Here is an 18664-nt window from a genome sequence, read left to right as displayed (position 1 = left end):
TGACTAGCATGTGTTGCAAGGCCGGTCTGCTGAAAAGCTGCTGCCAAATGAAGGAGTTGCCGTGCCGATGTTCGGAAATGGCCGATGGCATACCAGCACCATGCCCGTAGTATCCCAAACCGACAAAACCAGCATGTCCGCATTTTGCCAGGGGAGTTAAGTCATGCAACTAAATGAAAGCATCAGCAGCCGCCGTCAGCTGAAACTGGGCGTACGCGTTGCCGAAACTGCCGAAGATATCCGCCGTGCACAGAAACTGCGCTTTGACGTATTTGCCGGTGAAATGGGTGCCGAGCTGTCATCGCAGGCCTTGGGTATTGATTGTGATGAATACGATGCCCTGTGCGACCATTTGATTGTGGAAGACAGCAATAGTGGCCTGGTGGTGGGCACCTACCGCATGCTGCCGCCCGACATGGCGCGCCGCGCGCATTCTTTATATTCCGAACACGAATTCGACCTCACCCGCCTGGACAACCTGCGCGACTGCCTGATTGAAGTGGGCCGTTCCTGCGTACACAAGGATTTTCGCAGTGGCGGTGTGATTGCCCTGCTGTGGTCTGGTCTGGCCGATTACGTGCAAAAGCAAGGTGGCGAATACCTGGCTGGCTGCGCCAGCGTGAGCCTGGCCGATGGTGGCCATCAGGCAGTCAGCCTGTATCGCCAGCTGGAAACCAGCCACCTCTCCCCTGCCGAATGGCGTGTGTTCCCCCACCTGCCGCTGCCGCTGGACCGCATTCACGACGACGCCCCCTCCTCGCCAATGCCGCCGCTGATCAAGGGCTATCTGCGCGCCGGGGCCTTCATCTGCGGCGAACCGGCCTGGGACCCGGACTTCAACTGCGCAGACTTCTTCATGCTGCTGCCGATGAGCCGTCTTACCGGCCGCTACAACCGTCACTTCGTAGGCTGACTCCCCAGCCTGCACAGCGCTGTCGCTGTCATCAGCCCGACCGAAGCCCCCGTTCGGCCGGGCTGTTCTGTCTCTATGACAGCGAACCCGGCTACAATCCTGGCATGAGCTACGCATTTCACCCGGTGGGCATTGTCCACTCGCCTTACAAGGAAAAATTCGGCATTCCACGCCAGCCAGCACTGGCCCCTGCTGCCGACATCCAGATCGAGCTGTTGCCGCCATTCAATCACCCCGACACGGTACGCGGGCTGGAAGCCTTCTCCCATGTCTGGATCAGCTTCGTCTTTCACCAGACCGCCCAGCGTGGCTGGCAGCCCTTGGTACGTCCACCGCGTCTTGGAGGCAATGCCAAAGTAGGCGTCTTTGCCAGCCGCTCCACCCATCGCCCCAATCCGCTCGGCCTGTCCCTGGTGGCACTGCGTGGCATCGACCTGGAAGATGGCGTAAGACTGCAACTGGCCGGTGCCGACCTGCTGGATGGCACGCCAGTACTGGATATCAAGCCCTACATTCCCTTTGTGGAAGCCCACCCGGAAGCGCGTAGCGGCTTTGTCGACGGCCCGCCGCCCTGCCTGCAAATCAGTTGGAGCGAACAGGCGCTGCAGCAGCTTGCCGCCCTGCCCGCGCCACCTCCCGCGCTGGTCCAGCTGATTGAACAGGTGCTGGCGCAGGACCCGCGCCCGGCCTACCAGGACGACCCGGAGCGCATCTATGGTGTGCGGCTTTATGACTACAACATCCGCTTTCGCATCCGGGATAACCATGCCCACGTGCTTGAAATTCAGCCGCTTGCCCCGAACTAAAGCGTCATGCTCCGGTCACACCGGAGCCCTTTACTCTGGAGAATAAAATCATGACACCTCGCGCGAAGACGATGATGCTCGCCTTCACCCTGGTTTCTGTCCTGGCGGCACCGTTTGCGGAAGCCGCACGCCTGGGCGGAGGCAAGAGCGCCGGCATGCGCCGCTCGGCCCCGACCAAAAGCTACCAGCAGCCCACCCCGATGCCGGCTCCGGCAGCGGCTCCGCAGGCTGCGCCCCAAGCCCAGCCCAAGAAAGGCCCGGGTATCGGTACCGCTATTGCGGCGGGTGCGGCTGGTGCCGCTGCTGGCTACATGCTGGGCTCAGCCATGAACAGCAATCATGCGTCGGGCAATGCGGTGGATAATGCAGGTGCTGGCTCCGGCATTCCCTGGGGCACCTTGGCCCTGCTGGGTCTGCTGGGTATTGGCGGCCTGATGTGGTTCCGCCGCAAGAGTGCCAGCCCGGCACCAATGAATACCCCGATGCCGGCAGGTAACGGCCCGGTCTTCAACAGCAACAGTCAGGACGCAGCCCGCTTCGAGCCGATTCCCAAAATCGGCTCCGGCCTGGGTCAGACACCGTCTTATGGCGCAGCACCGGCCATGGCCAGTGCAGTGCCGGGTCGTCTGCCGGATGGTACGGAAACCCCCAACTTCCTGCGCCAGGCCAAGGCAACCTTCCTGCACCTGCAAAGCCTTAACACCCCGGACAGCCTGGAAGAAGTACGCAAGTACATGACGCCAGACCTGTTTGAAGGCCTGCGCAATGAAATTGGCAGCAACACCGACGTAGCCGACTTCCCGCAGCTGGACTGCCAACTGGCCGAAGCCGTGGAAGAAGGTGGCCGCTACATTGCCACCGTACGCTTCTCCGGTACGGTAAGCGAGTCGGTCAATGCAGCAGCCGTACCGTTCAGCGAATACTGGCATTACGTGAAGGATGGCAGTACCGGCGGCAAATGGCTGGTAGCTGGCATTCAGCAGGATTAAATCCGGTTTTAAGTCAGATTTATCTTAACGGGCCCCGTCGGGCCCGCTTTTTATTATCCAGCCATGCTCTACACTGGAATGCCAATTGCTAGGTGATTGGCTTATGGGCCAGCAAGAGCCCCACTCCAGGAAGGAATGTACTGCAATGAAACGTTTCGAGCATGCCGGTCTGACTCTCGGTAGCCATTTCCAACCCATCTACAGTCTGGCACACCGCCGCACTGTGGGCGTGGAAGCCCTGCTGCGTGCCGAGCAGAACCAGCTGCCCCTCTCCCCGGCTGAGGCATTTTATGCCATGGTCTCCCCCGAGCGTCGCCATGGCCTTGACCTGGCGGTCAGCCAGGCCCATGTACAGCATTTTGCGGCGCTGGAGCACAGCCAGCCGCACTGGTTGTTCCTGAATGTGGATGCCGCCTCCTTATCCCGCCCGGAGCGGGCCATGGCGCTGGCCAATACCATTCGCGAAGCCGGCCTGCAGCCAGGCAATGTGGTGCTGGAAGTACTGGAACACGTGCTGGAGCTAGACGAAGCCTTGATCGAAGGCGTCAATCTGCTAAAAAAAGCCGGTTTCCTGATTGCCATTGACGACTTTGGGGTGGGCCATTCCAACCTGGACCGGGTATGTCAGCTGGAACCGGACCTGGTGAAGTTTGACAAGGATTTGCTGCGCAGCGCCGTCAGCCAACCTCGAACACGCAATCTGCTCTCCAGACTGGTGCGTTTGATGCACGAAATTGGTGCACTAGTGGTCGAAGAAGGCATTGAAACCGAGAACGACGTGCTGGTAGCACTGGAATCCGGCTGCGATCTGGTCCAGGGCTATTATGTGGCCAGGCCGTCAGCAGCACCGGACGCGGATGACATCATCACCAAACGGCTGGATTCGCGCTGGGATGAGCTGATGGTGCGCGATCTGCTGAAGCGCAAAATCACCCGCCGTCAGATCGAATTGGCCCGTCAGGCCTTTGTGCAATCCGCCATTTCACTGATGCAAGGCACCCCGTTCGATCAGGCGGCCACCCCCATGCTGGCCATGCCGGATGTCATCCGCTGCTTTTTGCTGGACAGCGAAGGTCGCCAGATTGGCCGCAACCTCAACAGCCGTCACAACACCATTGCCAGCAGCCTGAAATTTGCCCCGCTGGCGGATACCACCGGTGCGGTGTGGTCGCGCCGTGCGTATTTCCAGCATGCCATCGACCAGCCGGGCGTGCTGTACATGAGCGAGCCTTACCTGTCGATGACCGACACCCGCTCCTGCGTCACCCTGTCCATGGCCATTGAAATTGATGAAGCCATGCATGTGCTGTGTGCCGATGTGCTGGCACCGCGTGTGCACAGCAGTCACGGCTAAAGCATATTCAGGCCAGACAGCAGGCCAGGCAGAATGAACAAAGGACCGCATGCGGTCCTTTGTTTTTGCTTACCGCGCAGCTTACTGGGCTGGCGTGATTTCGGTGATGCTTTCAAACAGGGTAACCACCTTCTGCACCCCGGCGGTTTCACTCACTACCTGAGCGGCCAATTGGCCTTCCGCCGGTGTCACCAGGCCCAGCATGTACACCACGCCGCGCTCAGTCACCACCTTGATGTGGTTAGGCGAATAGCCCTTGCCATCCAGCAAGCGGGTTCGCACTTTGCTGGTAATCCAGGTGTCGTTGCTGCGTTCGGAGAAGCCGGAAGACGGTGCCACTACGGTGTAATTGAACACGCGACGCACATTGGGCATGGCGCGGGCAATCAGCTCGGCCTGCTGGCCAGCTTCTGCCGACGGCACTTCACCGGTCAGCAGTACGGCACGGTTATAGCTGGTGGTATTGACGTGAGCCGAAGGCAATTTGTCGCCAATCTGGTGTGACACCTTGGCCTCGATACTCTGGTCATCCACATAGGCACCGCTGGAACGGCGATCGGTGGCCACCAGTGCGCCACCAGCCACGCCGCCAGCAGCCAGGGCGAAACAACCGGACAGCGCGCTGGATACACCGGCAGCCAGCAACAGGGACAGGACAGTACGTTTCATTTACTCACCTCCCAACAGCATGTAATCAATGGCATCACACAGGGCATGCACCAGCAGGATATGCACTTCCTGAATACGCGCGGTGCGCAGCACCGGCACATTCAGCTGGATGTCCTCGGGCGACAGGATTTCGCTGATTTTGCCGCCATCCTTGCCAGTAAGGGCAATCACCCCCATGCCACGTTCGTGGGCAGCATAAATGGCTTCAATCACATTGGCAGAATTGCCCGAGGTGGAAATGGCCAGCAGCAAATCGTTGGTATGACCCAGCGCCCGCACCTGCTTGGAAAAAATCATGTCGAAGTCGTAGTCGTTACCAATGGCCGTGAGTGCCGAGGTATCGGTAGCCAGCGAGATGGCGGCCAGGCCCGGGCGTTCCTTCTCGAAACGCCCCAGCATTTCGGCGGCAAAATGCTGGGCATCAGCAGCCGAACCGCCATTGCCGCAAGCCAGTATCTTGCCCTCGTTCATCAGGCAGCTGACCATGCGCTCCGCCGCCAGCGCCACGGCGGGGGATAGCAGCTCCATTGCCTCCTGCTTGGCGGCAATGCTTTCCAGAAAATGTCCGTTGACGCGTTCAATCAGGTCCATGCTTTTCCTTGTAGCAGCCATGGGTGGCGGCTATGCAAAAATGTTTTTCAACCACTGCAGCGGCTGTTCGCCTTCACTCAGCACAGCATCAAAACGACAGGGTGCGTCTACTCGCTTATCAGACAGGTAGACCGTGGCCGCATGCATGAGTTTCCTCTGTTTGGCCGGCGTAATACTGTATGCCGCCCCACCAAAACGGCTGCTGGCGCGGTGACGCACCTCTACAAACACCAGGCAGCGGCCATCGCGCATGATCAGGTCGATCTCACCACCTCGGCACAGCCAGTTGCGCGCAACCAGTTGCAAACCCTGCTGCAACAAAAAGGACAATGCACGCTCTTCTGCCTGCTGTCCTTGTCGATTCATCTGCGCTACTCGCCTTCGCCAATCAGCGACACCGGCAGCTGACGGTCAAATACCCGGTCACGCCCCAGTTTAAGGTCGCCGGTAACACCATCCAGCTTGATAGAGGACGGATTGCGTGTGCTACCCAACAGCAGCGCCAGACGATAAGCATCTATCCCCAAGGCGTACAGGCGCTCGGTTTGCAAGGTCAGTGCTGCCGCTGGGCGCGCATAGCGCTTTACCGCCGGATGCTGTGGCATCAAGAACCAGGGCATGTCGATAAAGCGTACGCCGGCCAGTTGTTTGTCAGGGCTGCGCGTGCTGATTTGCGAAGTGGCATACACCGGCAGATCCGGCTGCAGCGCCGGTTTCAACCGCGCAGCCTCGGCTGGCTCCACCGCCAGAAACACCGCATCAGCCTTTCTGGCCGCCTGAGCCAGCTCGGACAGGCTCTGCCCGTTATCCTCCAGCTGCGGCACATCCCGGTTGCCCAGGCTGCGCCATTCGTCGGCAAAGGCCTGCTTCAACCGGCTGGACAGCACCTCGCCATCGGCAATAATCAGCGGATTAGTGCGGCCATCATCACGCATCAGGCGCGCAATCTGCCTGGCCTCCACTTCCACATTCAAAGCCAGGGTAAACAGCTTGGGATTGGTCGGCACATCGCGCCCCACGGCATTGAGTGCCAGCGTGGGTACGCTGACATGCGGTGCCACGGCGGCAATACCAGCACGCGACAAGGGGCCGATCACCACATTCACCCCACTGGCCACCGCCTCGCGGTAGCGCTGGGCGGCATTGTGTTCGTCGGCATCAATCACCACCACCTCGGCCTGCGGATCGGCATCGTGCGCGGCCTCTACACCGCTGCGCACCACCGCTGCCGCCTCGCCCAGCAATTTGGACTCCGTAGGCAGCAACAAGCCTATTTTTACCCTGACGGGCGATTTGCCCGGCGCGGCCAGCGGCTTGGCCACCGGCGGTGCCGCTGGTGCCGATGCTGGCGTTGTCTGCGCGCGCGGGGTTTTGCCGGCCACGCTATTGAGCGGCGCAGCATTGAGTTGGATGATATAGTCCGGTGCCTGCGCTTGCGCAGCCGTCAACCATGTCATCATGACGCCAACCAACAGCGGAGCCAGTCTTTGCATACTTCGTTCGCTCACTTGCTTGAAACTGCACGGGAAAGTTTCTGTCGCGGCACATTATATGTGGTGGCCACTCCCATTGGAAACCTGGGAGATGTTACCGCGCGTGCGCTGGCCGCCTTTAGCGCTGCCGACGTAGTATGCGCCGAAGACACCCGCGTTACCGGCAGCCTGCTTACCGCCTACGGCATTCACGCCAACAAACTGGTGAGCCTGCGCGAGCACAACGAGCGCAGCATGGCCGAGCAAGTCATCCGCTGGCTGGCGGAAGGGCAGATCGTGGTGCAGGTATCCGATGCCGGCACCCCTGCGGTATCCGACCCCGGCGCGCGCCTGGTGGAAGCCGTACGCGCCGCAGGCCATCCGGTACGCCCCATCCCCGGCGTATCCGCCGTCATCACCGCCCTGTCCGCCAGCGGTTTTACCAGCAATGCCTTTCTGTTTCATGGCTTTTTGCCGCCCAAAAGCGGCGAACGCCGCCGCACCCTGCAGCAATGGCTAAGCACCGATCACCTGGTGGTGTGCTACGAAGCACCGCACCGCATTGTGGACACCCTGCAGGACATCGTGGCCGAACTGGGGCCACAGCGCCGCCTGATGCTGGCGCGCGAACTGACCAAAACCTTTGAAACCTTCCACAGCCTGCCCGCTGGCGAGCTGCTGGAATGGGTAAAAGCCGACAGCAACCAGCAGCGCGGCGAAATCGTGCTCATCATCGACGCCGCCCCGCAAGCGGAAGACAACGCCGGTTTGCCGGAAGAAGCCATCCGGGTGATGAACATCCTCAGTGCCGACCTGCCAATGAAACAGGCATCCACCCTGGCCGCGCAAATTACCGGAGCCAACCGCAAGCTGCTATATGACCATGCGCTGAAAATAAAAAAGGACGCCGGGGAGTGATTTACAAGCCACGGCAGATGGGATAGACTTGCCTCCTCTTGCGATGCCCGGGTGGCGAAATCGGTAGACGCAGGGGATTCAAAATCCCCCGCCGCAAGGTGTGTCGGTTCGAGTCCGACCCCGGGCACCACATCCTTACCAGATAAGGATTACGCAAGAATCAAAACAGCGCCGCAAGGCGCTTTTTTGTTGCCCAAACTCTGCCATGGGACACTGGCGGGACACTGCCCCTGCGCAAAACAGCACACCCCGGCAGGCTCAGCCCGCCGCCTGACGCCATCCCCCCCTGGCAATCCACTGCCACAAGCACCCGACAAGCTGCACCACACCCTGCGCTAAGCACGCAGGCCCAGAGCCATCCGGGCCTGCTCTACGCTTGCGATCCGAGCCATGCCCAACCCCTTCCCCGGTATTGACAAGCCAAGCCCACCACCCAACAATTGCCGCGTGCTGTTCAATAGCGGCACCGGGTTTGGCGACCCGACGAGTCAAGGCGGACAGCCGCTCTGCGGCTATTTTTATGTCCGTTACACACCATTGGTACGTCCTTTTTCTATGGCGGGCCGTGGTGGGGATACCTTCGGGTATGCCGGTTTCCTTGACGCCGGTTCGCCAACCTCGCCATGCGCCTGCCACCCTCGTTTGGCGACGAGAGGCGGGTCTAACCCAGTCAAGGAGGCATACCATGCCTGGCATTTCCCGCGCCCAGTTACGCCCTCCCCCCGCGATTGTCATTGCCGTTACCGCGCTGCCATCCTTCAGCAAGGAGGCTCACGCATGAACACCCAGCCCCTGCAAAACCAGCCTACTCCCGCCGCCTATCTGGCCCTCGCCACCTTTCAAGACCAACTCAGCCACCTGCAAACCCTGGCCAGCCTGCCGGAGCACGCCGCGCTACGCGAACCCATCAGTCAGTTGAGCCATCTCTCCCAGACCATCCAGCACACCATTGCCGATGGCATCTGCACCCTGGACCGTGCCGCTGACTGCATGCAATGCCTGCTTGAGCTGCTGAACCACGCCGAGGACATGCCGCTGCCAGCCAACCAGCTGGCCGGGCTGCTGACGCCACTACATCAGCAAATCAGCCTCGCCCGCGCCGATATCAGCCAACTCCTGTAAGAAGCAGACAGCGCCGCAAGGCGCTGTTTTGTTGCCTGTCGTTTACGCAAGCCTCGCCCTGCCGTCCACTAATATCCCGCCCAGCGCGGGCTGTGTGCTGTCTGTCAGCTACGCACCAACTCCACACTGACGCTCTGCCCGGCAATAACCCATCTACATGGTAACGTCGGATGCATTCAAATCCGAGGTGATTGCCGGTTAGGAGACCCGCCGAGCCTGCGAAGTACTCACAAGGCTGATGCTGGACCGCTCCAAAGGCCGCAACGCCTGGACGGTGAACGGCGGCAAAAGCATCGGCCAGGTGTACCGGATGCACCTGTACCAAGTAATGCCGGGCAAGGAGGAAGAAGGAGGTAGAAATTCTCACGTGAGGAAAAGCTGCCGCCGACCCGCCAACTCTTGCGTAACCATGTTGATTTATATAGGTTTACTTGTTGGCGGTGTTGGCGGTAGTCACGTCTGAAATCCACCCCCTCCCGCCCAGTTGGCGGTTTCAGGGTGGCTGTTGGCGGCATTGGCGGCAGTTTTTGCTACATACGGGAGAAAAACATGCATAATTTTGTCGTTCACATCTGAAACCACGACATACATAAATTTTTCAAGGTAGATACTTCACACAACACCAACAAATCCATTACATAGCGTAAGATGCCTGTAAAGGGTCTATGATATAGCTTATGAAGCTACAGACCTAATACCCAATATATTTCCAACAAATACACTCACATATTTTCATTTGACATGTTTAAAATTTCATGGATTTTTAATATCTCAAATGAAAATTCAAAATAAATATCACAAGATTAAATAAAATGTCCAGTAAAATTATTGTCTTACCAGAGCGACTTGGCATTATAACGATCGACAAAATCCTGAGCCAAGCTGTGGATAATAACTTAAATATTAAGTCGAAAAATATTAAATACGACCTGTCAGAATTAAAATCCATTGACTCTACAGGAATAACTGTATTTAGCAATCTGATTGAATGGCTATTAAAAAAATCAGTCGCCCAGAAATTCATTCTACCAGAAGTAATCAGCGCCCCAATTCAATTTCTTGATGATTCATTATTTTTTAAACGGTACACCGGAAACTTACTAAATCAAAAATCAAAACCAAGAGAAACAACAATACCGCTAAAACTAGTTAGACACCCATCAAGCCACTGGTGGATTGAGAAAGAATGTGTTGAATGGCTTGCAAAGCGACTGGCAATCAACAAAGGCGACTTGGTAGAATTAAAAATTTGCCTACAAGAATTATTCAATAATATTCGCGATCACTCCGGGGTTGAAACTGGCTGTATCTTTGTGCAACACTACCCAGAGCGACATAAAGTAGTAATATCAATGTCTGATTTTGGCAATGGCATTCCAAACAATGTAAGAAAGGTCCACCCTGAATATTCAGATGGAGAAGCTGTAGTAAAATCTCTTGAAGAAGGATTTACTACAAATAGTACAGTCAGAAACAGAGGGATCGGACTCTACTACCTTGCCAATACTGTGTCAAAAAATGGCGGGGAAGTATCAATTCGAACAGGCAATGCTCACATCATCTACAGCGAGACTGGAATTGCTGATTGCAGTGATAGATCAGGATATTACACAGGCACTTTATTTGAGATAACGTTAAGAACCAATCGATTTGACTCAAGCATGGCTGAAGAGGAGGATTTCTCATGGGAGTAATTAAAGTTACAGATTATGTAAAACACGCCTACACATATGAAGATGGTCTAGTCATTTTTTCAGAAATTGAAAAGCATATCTCCAAAAATGAAAACGTCACACTTTCATTTGAAAGAATTGATTCAATACCATCTTCATTCGCAAATGGCTGCTTTGTGAAGTTATTAGAAATATTCGGAACAAACACAGTAAAAAAACATTTGAAAATTGAAAAATCAACAAAACAAATTAATCAAATGATAAAAGACAGAATAAACTTTGAATCCAATAGAATTGGAAACAAAGGAAATCAAACAAATACCGATAATTAAATTGCACATTGAAATTAAAAATCCAATAGAGAATGTAAATTAATAAATTCACTATGGAAATACGATACTCTCTCATGTTGCAGCAACCGAGGTGATCGAGGCTGCATACTGCCTTAGAGTGAAAAGCACCTCCCGGATATATATCCGGGAGGTCTACCTGTGGCCAAATGTATGCTGTTCATTCGCCATACCTATTAGATATAGTTTGATCAAAAGCAAAGAGGCAAACAGGATATCTGGATAGCAAAATAAAGAGCAGGTAGCTCGCAATCCAGATAATGAAGTGTCTCACCGAGCGTATTGGGCCCAGCTGCAAGAGAGTGAAAGGAACGCGTCGAAAGGACAAGGCACTGCTAGACGTTCACCCATCAAAGGGCTTTCTTTACTTACCCAATTGAAACAGCATGCTTCAAATCGCTGGCAGTACTATCTGATCGCGACTGGCCTCACTTATGTTGTAGTGGGCAATAATTCCGCGCTGATACCATCTGCATCGACGAGCCAGCCCTATCTCTCATCCCCATCAGTCTCCCCAGCAATCCAGCCAAACTAACCGGCCATCCACTACCAGCGACCAGCAACAACGTCCTATGGTTACCCATGGCCAACGGCTGCAGACTATCTTGCCGGTGCAACCATGCTGAACAATACGGGCCTATCAACCGTAACCGTGGACAACACTCAGACCGGCGATGACTACCAAGTAAAACTTGTCTTCCTGGATGCCCCTCAGTCGTTTCTGGTAAGGGAATTCCTTGTACCCGCACATAGCGTGTTTACCATGGAGTATGTTTTAGCTGGCCACTATGAGCTGAGATACCGCAATCTGACGACTAGCGCGCTAACACGCCAAGACCCACTCAGCGTCCATGAGACGGTCTCGGAGACTGGCACCACCCATGACAACGTCCGCTCGACGCTTTACAGCGTGGTCAATGGCAATACCCGGTCCCACCCTCTGAACGATAAAGACTTCTGAACACGCCAAGAATGGGGCCACTTACAGGCCAGCCTTGATTTGCTGTGTATAGATTTGTGTACAGATCAAGTTTCCACAAACCAGAAATCACCGCCTGTATTGGCTTTCCAGCCACACGTCGATAGAAGCGCCATCGTATAAACCACGCCCGCCCAACAACAAAATACCCCCGCTCCATCTGCATGGCCGGGGGTGTTGTTGTTCTGGCCGCCATCAGGCGGACAAATCAGGCTGGGTCAGAACTTGAGGTTGAGGGCGGTGTACAGCGAGCGGGCGGGGCCGGCTACGCCTACGCCCCAGGGGATGCCGACGCGGTTCATGGTCATGCCCTGGCCGGTGTAGGCGCCGCCCAGCGGCAGGGTGTAGAAGCGGTTGAACACGTTGTCGATGCCCACGTCCACGCTGTAGCGTTTGGTTTCATAGCGGGTACGCAGGTTGAACAGGCTGTAGCCAGGGGTTTTGATTTCGTTGCGCACGGCGGAGACTTCGGTCTTGGCGCGCACTGCCTGCCATTCGGCGGTGCTAGTCCACTGCCCCAGCTTATGCACCAGCGCCAGTTTGGCGTTGAGCGGCATGATGTTGTACAGATTGTCGCCGGTAGTCAGGTTTTCGCCACGGGTGTAGCTGAGCTGGGCGGTGGCATCAAAGCTGCCATAGGCGGTGGCTTTGGCCAGTTGCAGCTTGCCGCTGACATCCACGCCGTATAGCTGGGCGTTTTGGTTGACGTATTGCAGTACCACGTAGCCGGTGGTGGCGGTCTGGTTGTTGTTGGCGCTGCCGTAACGCTGGGCGTCGATGTAGTTTTCTACATAGCTGTAGTAGGGGCTGAGCTTGAACTGCCAGGCTTCGCCGTCGGCGGCATGCCAGTTGGCGCTGCTGCTGAGGGTGTGGGCCACTTCCGGCTTGAGGTTGGCATTGCCGACATAGCCGTTGCCGTCGCCGGCAAAGTTGTTCATCACGGCGGCCATGGTGTTGCTTGACCAGGTATAGCGTTCGTACAGATTGGGTGAGCGGGTTTTCTGCGCGTAGGCCAGTTCGTACTGCTGGCGGGCATCCGGGGTGTAGCGGGCCAGCGCGGACAGGTCGAGGTTGAGGTCGGTGCGGGCGTGGTTTTGCGCGTTGAAGCTGGCGGCATCGGGTGCGTAGGAGGCGGTGGAGTTGTAACCCGCTACGCTGCCGGTATTGCTGTTCACCTGGCTGAGCCGTGCGCCGATGATGCTGCGCCATTGCGGCGTCCAATCGGCCTGCCATTCGGTAAAGGCGTCCACGCGGTCGCGGTTACCATCTTTGATGTTCCAGAAGGTATTGGGGCCCATACCGCCGGTGGCTCCGGCTGCCGGCCACCAGTCATTCAGGCTGTAGCGCTGGATTTCGCTGCCCAGTTTCAGCTTGTCGCGCGCGTTTAGGGCCAGTTCGGCACTCAGGCTGCCACCCAGCGTGTGGCTGGCGGAGTCCATCGGCATGCCATTATAGCTGCCGTACTTGGTTTGCTTGTCGTCGCCAAAGTCCATGCTGTGGCGTACGTACTGGCTGTACAGGCGGGCATCCAGCTCGCCCCAGGCAAACTGGCCGTTGTAGTGCAGGTTCAGCTGGTTGCTGCTGTTGTCGGTCATGTCCATGCGCTGGTTGGCAAAGCCTTCATACGGGGTGCGTTGCACGCCCACTTTGGCTTCCAGCAACTGGTAGTTATCGCGCCAGGCCACGCCCAGTTCGTGATTTTCGGTTTTGTAGGCGCTGGAGCCTACCGTTTTGCCATCTATCCAGGCGCGGCCTGTGGCGGCCAGGCCGGATTTCTTGAAATCGGCGGCGGCGTCGTAGTTGTTGCTGCGGGCGGTGGAGCCGGTGTAGTTGATGCTGACATGGTCGTTGGCCAGGGTGGCGCGGGCATTGGCCCCACGGGCATCGCCATTGCTGCGATAGAAGGCGCCGATTTCCCCGTTCAGCAGGGTCTGGCCTTGCTCGGCAAACTGTGGCGCGATCGACTTGGCGACAATCACCCCGCCGATATTGTCGCCACCGGCACTGACCGGGGCAGCACCGTTATATACCTGCACGCTGTCTACCTGGCTGGCGTCCATATACGACAGCGGCGAATTCATGTGATTGGGGCAGGCGGCCACCAGGCTGGCACCATCGGTTTTCACCAGCAGGCGGTCGTCGGCCAGGCCGCGCAATACCGGCAGGCTGGAAAAACCACCAGCGGCATGCAGGTTCAGGCCGGGGATGTTTTGCAGCAGCTGGGCGCTGTCGCTGCTGCGTGCGGCTTGCCCAGCCAGTTGCGGCTGGCGCAGTGTGCTGCCATCGGCCTGGCTGTAGCTGCGCGTGCCATGCACCACAACATCCGGCAGTTGGACAAGGTCGGTGCTGCTATCTGCTGCCATGGCCATGCCGGGGATGGCAGACAAGGCAAGGGTAACGGCCAGAACGGCCGGTTTGGCGTGAAATTGCATGGTATTTCCCAAGTGAGCGACGGAAAGGAAGGCATGCCGGATCAAGAGCCGGGTCTTGTCTGGCACTGTTATCTGCCAAGCGGGGCGGGTGGTTCATCCAGCACGCAGGCTTGCTTGCAATGACCAAACCGCTGTTTGACATTGGCCAGGGCGAGCGTAGCAAGTTGACGCGGTGCGGGGATGTGACCAATTGCCGCAGCAGCGGCCTTACCGGGGAGTGGCGATGCCGCGTCATGTAGTGTGACGCGCGCGAATGCAGGTGATTTTCTTTGCGTTTGCCATGACATCTGACAAACTTGCTCAGTACTTCAGGATTTGGTTCGGGCCGCGCCATCTCGTGCGCGGACAGGGGTAATATCCAGAACCAGGCCATCCCGGCGCTGTTACTTTCCTCCACCTCCTAGTGACCACCGTGAACAAGATCTGGCACACCTGGCTGATCAGCCTTTTCATTACCCTGCTTGCCTGCCTGATTGGCATGGCAGCGGTATGTGTGGCCGCACGGCAGGATGAAGAGCTTGCCCGCTCCCAGGCACTGGCAGATGCCACCGACCGTGGCAATGCAGTAAAGGTAGCCATTGACCGGGCGCTGTCCTCTACTTATGCGCTCAGCGCCATGGTGCGCCAGGGCCGGGGCCGACTGGATGATTTTGAAACCTTTGCCCGCCCGCTGATTACCTACTATCCGGGCGTGATGTCCTTGCAACTGGCTCCGGGTGGGGTGGTACAGCAAATCTATCCGTTCAAGGGCAATGAAAAGGCTTTGGGCCACAATCTGCTGGCCGACCCCACCCGCAACAAGGAAGCCTTCATTGCCCGCAACAGTGGGCAGATGACGCTGGCCGGCCCCTTTCCACTGGTACAGGGCGGAATTGGCGCGGTGGGGCGGCTGCCGGTGTTTCTGAATCAGGACAAGCAGCATGCGCCGGTGTTCTGGGGCTTTGCCATTGCACTACTGCGCTTTCCCGATGTATTGCGCAGCGCCGGCCTGGACTGGCTGTCACAGCGCGGCTACCACTACAGCCTGTGGCGGCAGCACCCGGACACCCGCCAGGTGCAGGTATTGGCAGCCTCTGCACACGCCCCTCCTACCCTGAACGACCCGGTGCATTACCAAATCAACATGCCTAACGGGACATGGCTGCTGGATGTCCAGCCCAGGGATGGCTGGCTCAACCAGCAGCGCATTGCCATCAACAGCCTGCTGGTACTGGTCATCAGCGGCCTGCTGGGCTGGCTGGCCTGGCAGATGGTAGAACTGCGCCGCCGCCGTGCCGAGCTGGCCTTGCTGGTGGCATTGCGCACCCGTGCGCTGGCGCAGGAAACCTCAGACCGCGAAGCCGCCGAACATACCGCGCTGTCGGAAACCATGCGTCAGGCTGCCCTGCTGCAAACCGCCTCGGACGGCATTCACATTCTGGATGAACATGGCCGCCTCACCGAGTACAGCCCTTCTTTTGCCAGCATGCTGGGCTATGACATGGAGGAAATGCGCCAGTTTGTCCTTAGCGACTGGGACAGGGAAATCCAGCCCGAACAGCTACAACAGCTGATCAGCAATAGCGGCACCCACGGCCAGCGCTTTGAAAGCCGCCATCGCCGCAAGGATGGCAGTTTGCTGGATGTGGAAATCAATGCCAAAACCGTCACCATCGGTGGACGGCCCTATCTGTACGCATCCGCCCGAGACATCAGCGAACGCAAGCACGCCGAGCAGCTGCTACGCATTGCTGCCACGGCATTTGAAGCCCAAGAAGGCATGGTGGTAACCGACTGCCACACCATCATCCTGCGGGTAAATGGTGCCTTCAGCCGCATCACCGGCTATCCCGCCGACGAGGTGGTGGGCCGTAAAATCAGCCTGCTGCAATCAGGCCGCCATGATGACGCCTTCTACCAGCGCCTGTGGCAAAGCCTGAAGGAACTAGGGGCATGGCAGGGCGAAATCTGGAACCGGCGTAAAAACGGGGAAATCTACCCGGAATGGCTCAGCATCAGCGCCGTACTGGGTGACGACGGCAGCGTCAGCCACTATGTAGCCACCATGAGCGACATCACCCAGCGCAAGGCGGCTGAAGACAAGATCAAGCGGCTGGCCTTCTACGACCCGCTCACCCAACTGCCCAACCGCCGCCTGCTGCAAGACAGGCTGCAGATGGCACTGGAACACAGCCATCACCACCAGAAAACCGGGGCCTTGCTGTTTATTGATCTGGATAATTTCAAGACCCTCAACGATACCCTGGGCCACGATATGGGCGACCGCCTGCTACAAGAGGTGGCACTGCGGCTGAATGACTGCCTGCGGCCGGGCGATACCGTGGCACGCCTGGGTGGCGACGAATTTGTGGTGATGCTGGAAAGCCTGGACAGCGAAGCGGCGCAGGCTGCCCAGTTGGCACGCGGCATTGGCCAGCAGATTCTGGAAGCCCTTGCCCGCCCCTACCCCATGCTGGATGGCATGCACCACAGCACCTGCAGCATGGGCGCGGTATTGTTTGACGGCCAGGCCAGTTCGGTGGAGGAGCTGCTCAAGCGGGCAGACCTGGCCATGTATCAGGCCAAGGCTGCCGGTCGCAATACCCTGCGCTTTTTCGACCCGGAAATGCAGCAGGCCGTCACCGCACGCGCCGAGCTGGAAGCCGCACTGCGACGCGGGCTGCAACAGCAGGAGTTTGTGCTCTACTACCAACCGCAAGTGGATGCTGACGGACACATCAGCGGTGCCGAAGCCCTGCTGCGCTGGCAGCGGCCAGAGCATGGCCTGGTAGGGCCGGTCAGCTTTATCCCGCTGGCCGAGGAATCCGGCCTGATCGTGCCACTGGGCGAATGGGTATTGCACACCGCCTGCCGCCAGTTGGCCGCATGGGCAGACAACCCGGCCACCGCCAGGCTGGAACTGGCGGTCAATGTCAGCGCCCGCCAGTTTCATCAGGCCGGTTTTGTCGACATGGTACGGCATGCACTGCGCTTGAGCGGCGCGCCGGCACAGCGCCTGAAACTGGAGCTGACCGAAAGCCTGCTGCTGCAGGACGTGGACGATACCATTCGCAAGATGAACACGCTGAAACAGGATGGCGTGTGTTTCTCGCTGGATGATTTCGGCACCGGCTACTCCTCGCTGTCCTATATCAAGCGCTTGCCACTGGATCAGCTTAAAATCGACCAATCCTTCGTGCGGGACATCGACAGCAATGTGAATGATGTCTCCATCATCCGCACCATTGTGGCCCTGGCCAGCAGCATGCAATTGCAGGTGATTGCCGAAGGCGTGGAAACCGACAGCCAGCGTGCGTTTCTGCTGCAACAGCACTGCCACGCCTTTCAGGGCTATCTGTTTGGCCGGCCCATGCCGATAGCCGATTTCATGCAGCTGCTGCAAGACCCTTAGCCATACCCGCCTTAACACCGTGGAGTTTCACATGCATTTCCACAGCGCACCCGGCCCCTGCCTGATCGACACCCACTGCCACCTGGATGCGCCGGAATTTGATGGCCAGCGCGATGACATTGTCGCCGCCGCCCAGGCCTGCGGCGTCGGGCAGCTGCTGTTGCCGTCCATCCACAGCGACAGCTTTGCCGACAGCCTGGCCATGCGCGCACGCTATGGCTGCTGGATTGCCTTTGGCCTGCATCCCATCTACCTGTCGCGTCATCTGGACGATCACCTGCAGATACTGGAAGAACATCTGCAGCAGCATGCCCCGCTGGCCGTGGGAGAAATCGGACTGGATTACTACCTGCCGGGGCTGAATGCCGCCAGGCAGGAAAGCCTGCTGGTGGAACAGCTGAAACTGGCACGCAAATACAATCTGCCCGTCCTGCTGCATGTGCGGCGCGCACAGGACCGCATTCTCAAATACCTGCGGCAGATTCCCGTCCCCGGCGGGATTGCCCATGCCTTCAACGGCAGCCGGCAGCAGGCAGATGCCTTCATTCAGCTGGGATTCAAACTGGGCTTTGGCGGTGCCATGACCTACAGCGGTTCACGGCGCATTCGCGAACTGGCCGCCACCCTGCCCCTGTCCGCCCTGGTGCTGGAAACCGATGCCCCGGATATCCGCCCGGAATGGGCACAGCAGCAGCCGAATACACCGGCCAATGTGGAAAAATTTTCATCTGTCATGGCCGAATTACGCAACATCGACTTGAATGAGTTAAGGCTCGCCCTGTGGCGCAATACTTACCAGGCAATCGGCCTGCCATTGCCAACATAACAATGTGGTGATGCGGGGTGATTATCAAGCAATACCATGCTAATGTGCGGGCCCTGTGTAGACCGGATGCACCAGACAGAATAGATGGCCGCAATCAGCCGCCATCCTGACAACAGCTTCCGGCCATCGGCATGAAGTAACAGACCAGCAGGATGCAGCCGCATGCGCATCCGTGGCCT

The 18664-nt window shown here is 57.8% G+C and carries 16 protein-coding genes and 1 tRNA gene; 12 read left to right on the top strand and 5 right to left on the bottom strand.

Annotation, left to right across the window (positions count from 1 at the left end):
- The first annotated feature begins 163 nt into the window (after nt 1–163).
- The 4 genes from ACODR9_RS10290 to ACODR9_RS10275 all read left to right on the top strand — a co-directional run bounded on the left by ACODR9_RS10290 (nt 164) and on the right by ACODR9_RS10275 (nt 4062).
- Complete coding sequence (locus tag ACODR9_RS10290) at nt 164–913, top strand: GNAT family N-acetyltransferase (protein ID WP_488809156.1); 750 nt, start codon at nt 164–166, stop codon at nt 911–913.
- A gap of 104 nt (nt 914–1017) precedes the next feature.
- Nucleotides 1018–1719 carry a tRNA (N6-threonylcarbamoyladenosine(37)-N6)-methyltransferase TrmO gene (gene tsaA, locus ACODR9_RS10285; protein ID WP_488809155.1) on the top strand — a complete coding sequence of 234 codons (702 nt, stop codon included), beginning with the start codon at nt 1018–1020 and terminating at the stop codon, nt 1717–1719.
- A gap of 50 nt (nt 1720–1769) precedes the next feature.
- Nucleotides 1770–2708, top strand: coding sequence for a Tim44 domain-containing protein (locus ACODR9_RS10280; RefSeq protein WP_488809154.1), 939 nt, complete (start codon nt 1770–1772; stop codon nt 2706–2708).
- Between the two features lie 145 nt (nt 2709–2853).
- Entirely contained in the window at nt 2854–4062 is a 1209-nt protein-coding gene (locus ACODR9_RS10275; RefSeq protein WP_488809153.1) for a sensor domain-containing phosphodiesterase, read from the top strand.
- An 81-nt stretch (nt 4063–4143) separates the two neighbouring features.
- On the opposite strand, the gene ACODR9_RS10270 is transcribed toward ACODR9_RS10275, so the two are convergent.
- Genes ACODR9_RS10270 through ACODR9_RS10255 form a run of 4 tightly spaced genes read right to left on the bottom strand, consistent with a single transcriptional unit; the run spans nt 4144 to nt 6830 of the window.
- Nucleotides 4144–4731 (bottom strand): BON domain-containing protein, encoded by a 588-nt coding sequence (locus ACODR9_RS10270; protein ID WP_488809152.1) that lies wholly within the window; start codon nt 4729–4731, stop codon nt 4144–4146.
- The gene (locus ACODR9_RS10265; RefSeq protein ID WP_059285308.1) at nt 4732–5322 is read right to left on the bottom strand and encodes a phosphoheptose isomerase; all 591 of its coding nucleotides are present in this window, start codon (nt 5320–5322) and stop codon (nt 4732–4734) included.
- 30 nt (nt 5323–5352) lie between these two features.
- Entirely contained in the window at nt 5353–5688 is a 336-nt protein-coding gene (locus ACODR9_RS10260) for a YraN family protein (RefSeq protein WP_488809151.1), read from the bottom strand.
- A 5-nt stretch (nt 5689–5693) separates the two neighbouring features.
- Complete coding sequence (locus ACODR9_RS10255) at nt 5694–6830, bottom strand: penicillin-binding protein activator (protein ID WP_488809150.1); 1137 nt, start codon at nt 6828–6830, stop codon at nt 5694–5696.
- Here ACODR9_RS10255 and rsmI point away from each other — a divergent pair.
- From rsmI to ACODR9_RS10225, 6 genes are all read left to right on the top strand, one after another.
- Nucleotides 6810–7712, top strand: coding sequence for a 16S rRNA (cytidine(1402)-2'-O)-methyltransferase (gene rsmI, locus ACODR9_RS10250; protein ID WP_488809149.1), 903 nt, complete (start codon nt 6810–6812; stop codon nt 7710–7712). The genes ACODR9_RS10255 and rsmI overlap by 21 nt on opposite strands.
- 45 nt (nt 7713–7757) lie before the next feature.
- A tRNA-Leu gene (locus ACODR9_RS10245) sits at nt 7758–7842 on the top strand.
- Nucleotides 7843–8489: 647 nt separating this feature from the next.
- Nucleotides 8490–8834, top strand: coding sequence for a DUF1484 family protein (locus ACODR9_RS10240; RefSeq protein WP_488809148.1), 345 nt, complete (start codon nt 8490–8492; stop codon nt 8832–8834).
- Between the two features lie 812 nt (nt 8835–9646).
- Entirely contained in the window at nt 9647–10528 is an 882-nt protein-coding gene (locus tag ACODR9_RS10235; protein ID WP_488809147.1) for an ATP-binding protein, read from the top strand.
- Entirely contained in the window at nt 10519–10839 is a 321-nt protein-coding gene (locus ACODR9_RS10230; RefSeq protein ID WP_488809146.1) for an STAS-like domain-containing protein, read from the top strand. Before ACODR9_RS10235 ends, ACODR9_RS10230 begins: the two co-directional genes overlap by 10 nt.
- 637 nt (nt 10840–11476) lie before the next feature.
- Complete coding sequence (locus tag ACODR9_RS10225) at nt 11477–11818, top strand: hypothetical protein (RefSeq protein WP_488809145.1); 342 nt, start codon at nt 11477–11479, stop codon at nt 11816–11818.
- A gap of 236 nt (nt 11819–12054) precedes the next feature.
- On the opposite strand, the gene ACODR9_RS10220 is transcribed toward ACODR9_RS10225, so the two are convergent.
- A complete protein-coding gene (locus ACODR9_RS10220) occupies nt 12055–14268 on the bottom strand; it encodes a TonB-dependent receptor (RefSeq protein WP_488809144.1) in 2214 nt (737 codons plus the stop codon).
- Between the two features lie 412 nt (nt 14269–14680).
- Between ACODR9_RS10220 and ACODR9_RS10215 the strand changes: the two genes are divergently transcribed.
- Nucleotides 14681–17659, top strand: coding sequence for a bifunctional diguanylate cyclase/phosphodiesterase (locus tag ACODR9_RS10215; RefSeq protein WP_488809143.1), 2979 nt, complete (start codon nt 14681–14683; stop codon nt 17657–17659).
- A gap of 31 nt (nt 17660–17690) precedes the next feature.
- Nucleotides 17691–18485, top strand: coding sequence for a TatD family hydrolase (locus ACODR9_RS10210; RefSeq protein ID WP_488809142.1), 795 nt, complete (start codon nt 17691–17693; stop codon nt 18483–18485).
- The last annotated feature ends 179 nt before the right edge of the window (nt 18486–18664 follow it).

The organism is Aquitalea sp. FG25 (genome assembly GCF_057809375.1).
The sequence above is the reverse complement of the archived record's forward strand: the minus strand, read 5'-3'. Positions and strand labels throughout refer to the sequence as shown.

Excerpts from the sequence above, each read along its gene's own strand:
- ACODR9_RS10290 (WP_488809156.1), top strand. The coding sequence starts at position 164 with ATGCAACTAAATGAAAGCATCAGCAGCCGCCGTCAGCTGAAACTGGGC.
- tsaA (WP_488809155.1), top strand. The coding sequence starts at position 1,018 with ATGAGCTACGCATTTCACCCGGTGGGCATTGTCCACTCGCCTTACAAG.
- ACODR9_RS10280 (WP_488809154.1), top strand. The coding sequence starts at position 1,770 with ATGACACCTCGCGCGAAGACGATGATGCTCGCCTTCACCCTGGTTTCT.
- ACODR9_RS10275 (WP_488809153.1), top strand. The coding sequence starts at position 2,854 with ATGAAACGTTTCGAGCATGCCGGTCTGACTCTCGGTAGCCATTTCCAA.
- ACODR9_RS10270 (WP_488809152.1), bottom strand. The coding sequence starts at position 4,731 with ATGAAACGTACTGTCCTGTCCCTGTTGCTGGCTGCCGGTGTATCCAGC.
- ACODR9_RS10265 (WP_059285308.1), bottom strand. The coding sequence starts at position 5,322 with ATGGACCTGATTGAACGCGTCAACGGACATTTTCTGGAAAGCATTGCC.
- ACODR9_RS10260 (WP_488809151.1), bottom strand. The coding sequence starts at position 5,688 with ATGAATCGACAAGGACAGCAGGCAGAAGAGCGTGCATTGTCCTTTTTG.
- ACODR9_RS10240 (WP_488809148.1), top strand. The coding sequence starts at position 8,490 with ATGAACACCCAGCCCCTGCAAAACCAGCCTACTCCCGCCGCCTATCTG.
- ACODR9_RS10235 (WP_488809147.1), top strand. The coding sequence starts at position 9,647 with ATGTCCAGTAAAATTATTGTCTTACCAGAGCGACTTGGCATTATAACG.
- ACODR9_RS10230 (WP_488809146.1), top strand. The coding sequence starts at position 10,519 with ATGGGAGTAATTAAAGTTACAGATTATGTAAAACACGCCTACACATAT.
- ACODR9_RS10225 (WP_488809145.1), top strand. The coding sequence starts at position 11,477 with ATGCTGAACAATACGGGCCTATCAACCGTAACCGTGGACAACACTCAG.
- ACODR9_RS10220 (WP_488809144.1), bottom strand. The coding sequence starts at position 14,268 with ATGCAATTTCACGCCAAACCGGCCGTTCTGGCCGTTACCCTTGCCTTG.
- ACODR9_RS10210 (WP_488809142.1), top strand. The coding sequence starts at position 17,691 with ATGCATTTCCACAGCGCACCCGGCCCCTGCCTGATCGACACCCACTGC.